This window comes from Rhodoferax sp., from assembly GCF_023700745.1.
Lineage (GTDB): Bacteria > Pseudomonadota > Gammaproteobacteria > Burkholderiales > Burkholderiaceae_C > Rhodoferax.
On the sequence record NZ_JAMPYG010000030.1, the window covers coordinates 1 to 9,708 of the forward strand.

Here is a 9,708-nt window from a genome sequence, read left to right on the forward strand (position 1 = left end):
CTGGCTGCTGCGCGCCATTGCCCGTCTGGGCATCGGGGCAGTTTTTTTGCGCCTGTTGTGGGCTGCTTTGTCACCGCTATGGGCGACAGGAACGCCACAACGGTCTCACGCGCGCGTTGGAACCTTGGTTGGCGACAATTATCTTGGCCGGACTTCACTGTCTGCGACGAGCTCGGCGTGGTCATCGCCGGCGTCGCATTCGCGCACCGGATCTACCAGTTCGCACTGGCCCATTCGGGCTGGCGCCACGCCACGAGCATCCCGACGGATTGCGTCACCATCTCGTTCAACTGATCAGAAACTCGATTACTTGGTCTAAGGTTTTTGTCCATACTGAACTGGTGCTCCTGGTGTCCCACTATCCTCGACCACTTCGCTTCGAGCCGCCAAGCGAAATTGCCAGGAAACACAGGGGGGTTTCGATATTGGCTTCTGTCATTCGCAATCACACTCCCGCTGGCGCCATAGCAGTCCGATATCGGCAACACGGGTATTGCAGTCTCACGGTTTTCGAACTATCACTGCATCAAATGCACTCATCTGGGATCAGCCATCGGCATGGCATTGGAACTACTCAATGCGGCAACGGAATTTGTCGATCTTGGAGAATGGGCCAATTTTTCCTCGAAACACCCAAGTTTGGTTTGGCTCAAGAACCGCCGTCGAGCAACCGGCGAAGGGGTGCGCTCTGTTGGGCCTGTTTTTGAGCGAAAAACAATGGCCGCGACAAGCCAACCAACTACGCCGGTTTCGCGGCCTTCTTCAGCGGCTGCCAGCCAAAAAACTCCGGCTCATGGCGCTTAACCACCGGCCCATTGAAATCCCAAGACATCCATTTGCCCAAGTGGTAGGCGGCTGTCCTGAGGATGGAGCTGGCAGGCCTGCCAGCTTGCTCTGATGTTCGCGATATCCCGGATATGGTCTGATAGGCCACCGTCGCCATGTCGAACAGCAATTCGCGCAAGTGGGCACAGCCCCTGATTCCACCGAGGTTTTTCTCGATGGTGTGACGCCAGCCCGACCTCATCGTGCAACCAACCATTTTCTGCATCGGGTCCTGGGCCTGCAGGCATTCGGAAAACTGCGTACTGGCCATGGACGTGACTATCTCGCTGATTGTCATGTCATGGACCGGGGTGCCCGGTCGCAGTGTGCCTCGGTCAGGCGTTTTCAGGACATAGGTTTTAACATCGACTATCGCGGCCTCGATGTCCCAGAGCCCGTCCTCACGCTGGTAGCCGCGAAACGTAACCCTACGCATGTGCATATGTTTCCTGATTTGGGGTGGTAGTAGTGGTATTGAATTCTCTGCTGAATAAATAACATCTGACCGTGCCGATCTCGCTCCGCTCAAACGACTTCCAGATTGTCGATAAGCCGTGTCGAACCAATTCTTGCGGCACCCAGCGCCACCAGCGCATCTCCGGCTTGCGGCGGCTGCAGGTCAGCTTGTCGACGCACCGTCAGGTAGTCAGGCACCCAGCCGCGTTTGGCGAGCTTGGACATGGCCCGTGCTTCAAGCTCAGGCAACCGCGCCGCAAGCTCTGCATTCGCGTCGTGGGCATCCCGCACCAGTTGCTTGAGCGCCAGTGACAGCTGCACAGCTTCGACGCGCTCGGACTCAGACAGGTAACCGTTGCGCGAACTTAGTGCCAAGCCGTCAGGCGCGCGCTGGGTCTCTCCTGCCACGATGTCGATAGGCAGCGCGAACTGGCGCACCATGTGGTGAATTATCATCAACTGCTGGTAGTCCTTTTTTCCAAACACAGCCACCCCACCGGGTGTGCTACCAAACACGCAACTGAAGAGCTTCATCACCACAGTCGACACGCCAATGAAAAAGCCAGGGCGAAAGTGCCCTTCCAGGATGTCAGCGAGTGCTGCCGGAGGGTGTACCTTGTAGGTTTGTGGTTCAGGGTACAAGACCTTCTCGTCAGGTGCAAACAGCACGTTGCAGCCCGCCGCCTCGAGTTGGGCGCAATCGGCGTCCCAGGTGCGTGGGTAGGTATCAAAGTCTTCGTGCGGCAAAAACTGCAAGCGATTGACGAAGATGCTGGCCACCGTGACGTCACCCAGGGTTTTGGCCTGCTTGACCAGCGCAATATGGCCGTCATGCAGGTTACCCATGGTGGGTACGAAGGCGGGGCGGGTAAAGCGCACCAGGTGGTTGCGCAGATCCGCGATGGTGTGGGCGATGTACATTTATCGTTGGGTCAGGATGGACGGAGATGAGGCTCAATAGGGTGCTGGCCGTGGCCTAACGCTGGGTTCGCATCCGTTCAGCAAGTATGGATGTTCTCAACGGGAAAGCGGCTGGCTTTCACGTCCTCGACGTAGCACGGCACATTGCACCGAAGCGCTGCCATCCATGAAGTTGCGCACAAAGCGGGGGCGTTTGCCGTGACTTACGGCCAGCATGTCGTGTAGCACCAGCACCTGGCCGCTGCAGGCCACGCTCGCACCGATGCCGATGACGGGTATCGTGAGCGTTTGTGTCACTTTTTGCGCCAGGGTGGGCATTTCACGCAGGCGGTGCAGGGTCAGGGGTTTGCGTGGGGTGGTTTGCTCGCTCATAGTGTTCTCACGCAGTCGCAGCCGTAGTGGCTTGACGCAGGCCCAGGCGCTGCAGCAGGTCAAGATCGGCGTGCGTATCCGGGTTGCCGGTCGTCAGCAACTTGTCGCCGTAGAAAATGGAATTGGCACCGGCCAAAAAGCATAGGGCCTGCACCGCGTCGCCCATCTGCTGGCGACCTGCCGACAAGCGTACGCGCGCCAAGGGCATGGTAAGGCGCGCCACAGCGATGGTGCGCACAAACTCGAAAGGGTCGAGCGGTGGCTGGTCGGCCAGTGGCGTGCCGGGAACGGGCACCAGGTTGTTAATTGGCACCGATTCAGGATAGGGGTCAAGGTTGGCCAACTGGGCGATCAGGCCAGCGCGTTGCAGACGTGTCTCGCCCATCCCTACGATGCCGCCGCAGCAGACTTTGACGCCGGCACCACGCACACGTTCCAAGGTGTCTAGCCGGTCCTGATAGTCACGGGTGGTGATGATGTCACCATAGAAATCGGGTGCGCTGTCAAGGTTGTGGTTGTAGTAGTCCAGCCCGGCATCGCGCAAGGTTTCGGCGTGGCCGTCATTCAGCATTCCCAGCGTAGCGCAGGTTTCCAGCCCCAGGGCCTTGACGGTGCTGACCAGTTCGGCCATTTTTTCAATATCGCGGTCTTTCGGTGCGCGCCAGGCCGCACCCATACAAAAACGCGTGGCACCGGCTGCCTTGGCGAGTTGCGCAGCTTGCAGCACGGCTTGGGGCTCCATCAGCTTGCTGGCCTCGACGCCAGTGTCGAACTTGGCGGATTGAGGGCAGTAGCCACAGTCTTCTGGGCAGCCCCCGGTCTTGACCGAAAGCAGCGTAGCAAATTCGATCTGGGTAGGGTCGAAGTGTTCCCGGTGTACCGTCTGGGCACGGTGCATCAACTCAGGAAAGGGAAGTGCAAATAGGGCTTGCACGGCTTCGACCGTCCATCGCGCCGGTTGGGGCGCGGCGATGGCAACAGCGCGGCGATGCAGGGTAACGGTTTGTTCGACAACAGAGGACATGAAAAACTCTCTTTCAATAAGACGGAACAATGACCGATGGAATTGTCTCCAACCCATCGGCAAAACTAATGCGAGGACTCTGCATTTGCCAGGGAATCTGCGCCCAGCAGGGCGCGCCCAGCCGCTGGGCCAGCGCGTTGACATTCTCGACCGGAGCCGACATCTCTGGGTCGATGTGGTTGGCCACCCAGCCGACCAGGGGCAAACCGGCCTGCCGGATCGCCTGCGCCGTCAGCAAGGCGTGGTTCAGGCAGCCCAGGCGTATGCCGACCACCAGCACGACCGGCACAGCCAAAACTTGCGCAAGATCGGCCAAGGTTTCGGTGGCATTGATCGGCACAGAAAAACCACCTGCACCTTCGACCACCACGCTGTCGGATACCGACTGCAGTTGTGCAAAGCACGCCTGCAAATGGTCAAGGCGCAGGGGGATGCCTTCATTTTCTGCCGCGATGTGCGGTGCCATGGCGTCCCGCAACAGGTAGGGACAGACCCAAGGGGCGGGGGCCTGCACATTGCTGGCCGCGCTCAGTGCTTCCACATCGTCGTTGCACCAGCGTCCATCCACCCAGCTTGTGCCTGCGGCCACCGGCTTCATGCCCACGGCGCGCCTACCGGTTTGCCCCAGGTGGCGCAGCAAGGCGGCGGCCACCAGGCTTTTGCCGACGCCTGTGTCCGTGCCTGTGACAAAAAAATCAGCACGGGGCAGGCTGCGTGGTCGGGGTGGTGGCAGTGTCATTGCAGCGCTTTCAGGTGGTCTGCCAGCCGGTCCACATCGTCGATGCTGTGCGCCGCAGACAACGCAATGCGCAGGCGGGCTGTGCCCCGCGGCACGGTGGGTGGGCGAATGGCGGGAACCCACAGCCCCTGCGCTTCGAGCTGGGCAGACACGGCCAGCGCGGTCTCATTGCTGCCCAGAATCAGAGGCTGTATGGGCGTGTCGGATGGCAACAAGCGCCACGGGCTGCTGGCCATGCGTTCGCGGAGGTGAGCAATCAGCGCTTGCAGGTGCTGGCGGCGGGAGTGCCCCTGTAGCCCGGCAATCACGTCCAGACTGGTACACAGGGCGTGCGCCAATGCCGGCGGCGCTGCGGTGCTGAAGATGTAGGTGCGAGCCTTTTGCACCAGCCAGTCAATCACTTGCGGGCAGGCCGCGACAAAGGCCCCGCTTACCCCGGCGGCCTTGCCCAAGGTGCCCATGTAGACGATGTGCGGAGACTTCAGGCCAAAATGCTCCAGCACGCCACGTCCACCGGCACCCAGCACGCCAAAGCCGTGCGCATCGTCCACGATCAGCCAAGCACCATAGCGCTCGGCCAGGGCCAGCAACTGCGGCAGCGGTGCGATGTCGCCGTCCATCGAGAACACGCTGTCGGTCACGATCAGCTTGTTCGTCGCTGTCTCTTGCGCTAGCCTCGTCTCCAGGGTTTGCAAATCGCCGTGCGGATACACATGCACGCGCGCGCCTCGGGCCAGGCGCACCGCGTCGATCAGTGAGGCGTGGTTGAGCACTTCCGAAAAAATCGCCGTGGGCTCGCCCGTGGCTGCCAGCGCAGGCGTCACCGCCAGGTTGGCCATGTAGCCGGTGCAAAAAAACAGCGTGCGGCAGGTCTCGAACTGGGGGCTGACAAACTCCGCCAGCCGGTGCTCCAGCGCCTCGTGCGCCTGGCTGTGCCCGCTGATGAGGTGAGAGGCACCACTGCCCGCGCCGTGCAGTCTGGCCCCGTCAGCCAAGGCCGTCACCACGTCAGGGTGGTTGGCCAGCCCCAGGTAGTCGTTCGAGCAAAACGCCAGGCGATCATGGTCGTTCAGCTTGACATGGGGGCCACAGGGCGATTGCGTAGGGCGCGTGCGGCGGCGCAGATGTTGGGCGTCGAGTTGCACCATGCGCGCCTCCAGGGTGTCGATCAAATGCATGGTGGTTTCAGGTTCGCAGCGCTTCGTCCAACGCGCTTTGCACGCCCTCGGCAAGCAATGCCTGTTCGTGGTCGTTCAGGATATAGGGCGGCATCAGGTAGACGGTTTTACCGATGGGGCGCAACATCAACCCCCTTTCCAGGGCCAGGGCATGAAAGCGCCGCGAGAAGGTGGCCGCCTGCGCGGGATCTTCAACCGTAACATCAAAGGCCCAAATCATGCCCTGCTGCCGGAAATGTCGCACCTGCGGGTGCGCGGCTAAAGGGGCGAGCAGGGTGCTGAGCCGCCTGGCACGCACGCGGTTGGCGTTCAGCACATCGTCTTCTTCAAAAATGTCCAAGCAAGCCAGGGCTGCGCGGCAGGCCAGCGGGTTGCCGGTGTAGGAATGAGAATGCAAAAAGGCACGGTTGATGCCATCGTCGTAAAAAGCCTGGTAGACATTTGGCGTCGTCATCACCAGTGACAGCGGCAGGTAGCCGCCGCTGATGCCTTTGGACAAGCAGAGGAAGTCGGGCCACATCCTTTCCCCCTCACCTTCCCAATTCCCGGCCTGCTCACAAGCGAAGAAGGTGCCGGTGCGGCCACAACCCACGGCGATTTCATCAGCGATCAAATGCACGTGGTACTGGTCGCACAGGCGGCGGATGTCCTGCAGGTACTGCGCATCGTGCATGGCCATGCCAGCGGCACACTGCACCAGCGGTTCCACGATCAGCGCGGCGATGGTGTCGGCCTTGGCCTCGAACAACTGCCGCAGTGTTTCCGCCGCGCGCGCTGCCACGTCCCGCGCGCTTTCACCCGGACGGGCTGCACGCGCATCCGGGCTGGCGACGATGTGGGCCGGTCGCAGCAGGCCATCATAAGCCTGACGAAACAGCGGCACATCGGTCACGCCCAGGGCTCCCAGGGTTTCGCCGTGGTAGCTCTGCGCGAGGCAGGCAAAGTCACGCTTGCGGGGTTGGCCGCTGTTGCGCCAGTAGTGGGCGCTCATCTTGAGCGCGATTTCCACGGCGGAGGCACCATCAGAGGCGTAAAAGCAATGCCCGAGCGCGTGCCCCGTCAGCGCCGCCAGCCGCTCAGAAAGCTCGACCACGGGCGCATGGGTACACCCGGCCAGCATCACATGCTCCAGCGTGTCGAGTTGGGCCTTCACGGCGGCGTTGATGCGCGGGTTAGCGTGACCGAACAGGTTGACCCACCAGGAACTCAAGCCATCCAGGTAGCCTTTGCCCGCTTCGTCATACAGCCAGGCACCGCTGCCGCGCACCAGCGCCAGCGGCGGCTGGGTCTCGTGGCGTTTCATCTGGGTGCAGGGATGCCACACGCTGGCCGTGCTGCGGCTGGAGAGGCTTGCCGACATCACAGTGCCTGCGTTGGCACGTGGTGGCGCAAGGCTGTTTGGCGGTTGCGCTCGTCCACAAACACCAGTTGGGGATGATGCCCAGCGACCCGCTCTTCATGCACTTGGGCAAAGGCCGCGATGATGATGAGGTCGCCCACTGCAGCACGGCGTGCCGCTGAACCGTTGACCGAGATCATGCCCGAGCCCCGCTCGCCCTTGATGGCGTAGGTGACAAAGCGCTCACCGTTGTTGATGTTCCAGATGTGGATTTGCTCGTTCTCGCCCAGATCAGCAGCATCCATCAGATCCTCGTCGATCGCGCAGGAGCCCTCGTAATGCAGTTCGCATGCCGTCACTGTGGCGCGGTGGATCTTGGACTTGAGGAGGGTACGGTACATGGTTTCACTTTCAAGGAAATTCAGCGGGCCATCAGCCCCAGGATATCAAACAGGCGTCGGTCGCTGGCCCAGTCGGAGTTGCCGGTAATGAGCAACTTGTCACCCTGGAAATCGAATTTGTCCAGCCGCAGCGCGTCAAGCGCCTTGTGGTCTGATGTGCTGGGTGGCCTCGTCTTCGACCCGCTGCCAGATCTCGACCGCCATCGGGTTCTTGCTCTCTTCCAGGATATGCCCCACCAGCCCGATGGCGCGCGCCAGCACGCCGATGCCGCGCACGATCTTCCAGGGCAGCCCGAGTTCGCAACTGATGGCGCCGATGGCGCCGGTCGCGTTGACCGGCAGCATCTTGCCGGCCACACGCTCGGCCTCGGCGCAGATCAGTTGTTCGAGCCGGATGTAGTCGCCGGAAAAGCCGTTGTCCTTGGCGATCTGGAACAGGCGCGGGGCGCGCGGATCGACCGGCTTGTGCAGCGGATGACCGAGTCCGGGAATGATCTGGCCGCGCGCACGAAAGGCTGCCACGGTGTCGCAGGCGATGCGCTCTAGGTCAGCTCCTTTCGTTCCGGGTGGCAGGGCCTCGTACAGCATTTTGGCGGTGCCTTCGGTGCTGCCGACGAACACGCTGCCCAGGCCGCACAATCCGGCCGCCACCGCGGCCTGCAGCGATTCGGGCGCACCGGCGTAGGTCAGTCGCGCGACCAGCGCACTGGGCGTGATGCCGTGCTCGACCAGCGTCACCGCAATGGCGTTGAACACGTTCGATTCCTGCGGTGTCGGCATGCGCCCGACGATCTGCAGGTAGGCCATGTCGCCCAGGTTGAGATGGCCGAGAATCTCGTCAGGCAGACTCTTGCCGTGCACTTCGATGCGGTCGGGGGTACTCCAGGCAATGTCGGAGCGTATGGGTTTGGTTTTGCGGGTCATAAGGAATTCCAGTCGGTTGGGGGTGGGTTCAAAAAAATCAGGCGCTCAGGCCCGCGTCACGCAGCACGGCGCGCGCACGCTGGACCACCGGCAGGTCCACCATCTGGCCATCCACGGCCACGGCGGCACCGCCAGCCGCTGCAAAGGCTGCGCAGACGCGGCGCGCCCAGTCAAGCCGCTCGGGGGTCGGCGTGAACACCGCCTGAACGCCGGCCACCTGCTTCGGGTGAATGCACAGCTTGGCGCCGAAGCCGAGCCGGCGCGCGCGCTCGGTGTCGGCCTGCAAGCGGTGCAGGTCGTCGATCGCGGTGCTGACGCCATCAACCGGCGCAGCCAGAGCGGCCAGCCGCGAGGCCAGCACCATTTGGGAGCGGAAAGCCAGCAGCTCAGTCTCCGCGCCATCGGGCGAACAGTCGATGCCCAGATCGAGCGCCAGATCGACGCTGCCAAAAGCCAGGCGAATCACGCCCGGCACGCGCGCAATGCTGTGGATTTCCTGAAGGCCGCGCGCCGACTCGATGATCGGCAACACGTCCTTGTAGGTGGCCTCGACCACGGTGCAGACGGCATCGATGCCCTCGGCCTTGGGCAGCATGATGGCCACCACGCCAGGATGGCGACACAACTTGAGATCGTCTTCAAACCAGGGCGTGCCTGCAGCATTGATGCGCACCACCAGCGGCGCCGACTCATCAAGCGCTCGCGCCAACGCGTCGCGTGCGCGCGCCTTTGCCTCCGGGGCAACCGCGTCTTCCAGGTCGACGATCACCGCGTCGGCACCGCTGGCGCGCGCCTTGGCAAAACGCTCAGGCCGGTCGGCGGGCACAAAAAGATAGGCGCGCGGCAGGCTACGGGGGCTGGTTGCCATGCTCATACCCCCAGCCAGCGTTCGATGCGCGGTGCCTGTGCGACCGCCCAGACGCGTGCGATCAGCGCCTCCATCTCGGCAGGCGTCGCCCCCTTGCCGTAGGCCGCCAGGCGCTGCGCCTTGTCTTCGAGCTCGGCACGGGTCAGGGTGTTGCCGGGGTCGCCCTTGGGCTCGTCAACACGCGCGCTTAAACGTCGGCCATCGCGCGTGGTGACCGTCACCTTGCCGATCCAGCGCTGCGGGTAGGCCTGATCGACCTCGGCGTCGAACTGCATCGTAACCCGGTCGCGCAAGGCGGCCACGCGCGGGGCTAGGTAATGCTGCTCGAATTCGTTCAGCCCGGCAAAGCCGTATTCGGCGGCCAGCGCCAACACCGTGCCCATCGAGAACTTGGCCTGGTGCACGGTGGCGGGCACGGTGACGCGGCCCAGCACGTCGATGGCGCCCTGATGCACATGGGTGGTGACGCTTTCGATGTCGTCGGCTTTCACGCCGTGCGCCTGCATCAGCGCCAGCAGCGCATCGGCGCTGGGGTGGGTGTGGCGGCACGAGGCGTGGTATTTGAACGAGGTTTCCGCCGTGGCCCAGCGCTGGCCCAGGCGGTCGGTCAGGCGCGCCGGATCGGCGTCGCTCGACATGCCCGCGGCCATGCCCTGCGCGC

The 9,708-nt window shown here is 62.8% G+C and carries 10 protein-coding genes and 2 pseudogenes; 1 reads left to right on the top strand and 11 read right to left on the bottom strand.

Annotation, left to right across the window (positions count from 1 at the left end; all coding sequences use genetic code 11):
- Positions 1-294: hypothetical protein (locus NDJ10_RS15020; protein ID WP_296163798.1), on the top strand; the 294-nt coding region annotated here is incomplete at its 5' end.
- A 445-nt stretch (positions 295-739) separates the two neighbouring features.
- Here NDJ10_RS15020 and NDJ10_RS15025 read toward each other — a convergent pair.
- The 11 genes and pseudogenes from NDJ10_RS15025 to NDJ10_RS15075 form a co-directional block, all read right to left on the bottom strand.
- On the bottom strand, positions 740-1,261 hold the full coding sequence (locus NDJ10_RS15025; protein WP_296163777.1) for a DUF2889 domain-containing protein: 522 nt from the start codon (positions 1,259-1,261) through the stop codon (positions 740-742).
- A gap of 89 nt (positions 1,262-1,350) precedes the next feature.
- On the bottom strand, positions 1,351-2,202 hold the full coding sequence (gene panC, locus NDJ10_RS15030) for a pantoate--beta-alanine ligase (protein WP_296163780.1): 852 nt from the start codon (positions 2,200-2,202) through the stop codon (positions 1,351-1,353).
- 96 nt (positions 2,203-2,298) lie between these two features.
- Positions 2,299-2,520, bottom strand: a pseudogene (locus NDJ10_RS15035) (3-methyl-2-oxobutanoate hydroxymethyltransferase); the annotation flags it as partial.
- Between the two features lie 61 nt (positions 2,521-2,581).
- On the bottom strand, positions 2,582-3,598 hold the full coding sequence (gene bioB, locus NDJ10_RS15040) for a biotin synthase BioB (RefSeq protein WP_296163782.1): 1,017 nt from the start codon (positions 3,596-3,598) through the stop codon (positions 2,582-2,584).
- Positions 3,599-3,611: 13 nt separating this feature from the next.
- A complete protein-coding gene (bioD, locus tag NDJ10_RS15045; protein ID WP_296163785.1) occupies positions 3,612-4,337 on the bottom strand; it encodes a dethiobiotin synthase in 726 nt (241 codons plus the stop codon).
- Positions 4,334-5,515: an 8-amino-7-oxononanoate synthase gene (bioF, locus tag NDJ10_RS15050; RefSeq protein ID WP_296163787.1), complete on the bottom strand. Its 1,182-nt coding sequence runs from the start codon at positions 5,513-5,515 to the stop codon at positions 4,334-4,336. The genes bioD and bioF overlap by 4 nt, the downstream gene beginning before the upstream one ends.
- A 7-nt stretch (positions 5,516-5,522) precedes the next feature.
- The gene (gene bioA / locus NDJ10_RS15055; protein ID WP_296163789.1) at positions 5,523-6,875 is read right to left on the bottom strand and encodes an adenosylmethionine--8-amino-7-oxononanoate transaminase; all 1,353 of its coding nucleotides are present in this window, start codon (positions 6,873-6,875) and stop codon (positions 5,523-5,525) included.
- The gene (panD, locus tag NDJ10_RS15060; protein WP_296163791.1) at positions 6,875-7,255 is read right to left on the bottom strand and encodes an aspartate 1-decarboxylase; all 381 of its coding nucleotides are present in this window, start codon (positions 7,253-7,255) and stop codon (positions 6,875-6,877) included. Before panD ends, bioA begins: the two co-directional genes overlap by 1 nt.
- A gap of 135 nt (positions 7,256-7,390) precedes the next feature.
- Entirely contained in the window at positions 7,391-8,179 is a 789-nt protein-coding gene (locus NDJ10_RS15065) for a citryl-CoA lyase (protein WP_296163793.1), read from the bottom strand.
- A 37-nt stretch (positions 8,180-8,216) separates the two neighbouring features.
- Positions 8,217-9,053, bottom strand: coding sequence for a CoA ester lyase (locus tag NDJ10_RS15070; protein ID WP_296163795.1), 837 nt, complete (start codon positions 9,051-9,053; stop codon positions 8,217-8,219).
- Positions 9,050-9,708: pseudogene (locus NDJ10_RS15075) on the bottom strand (MmgE/PrpD family protein); the annotation flags it as partial. The pseudogene NDJ10_RS15075 and the gene NDJ10_RS15070, both read right to left, overlap by 4 nt.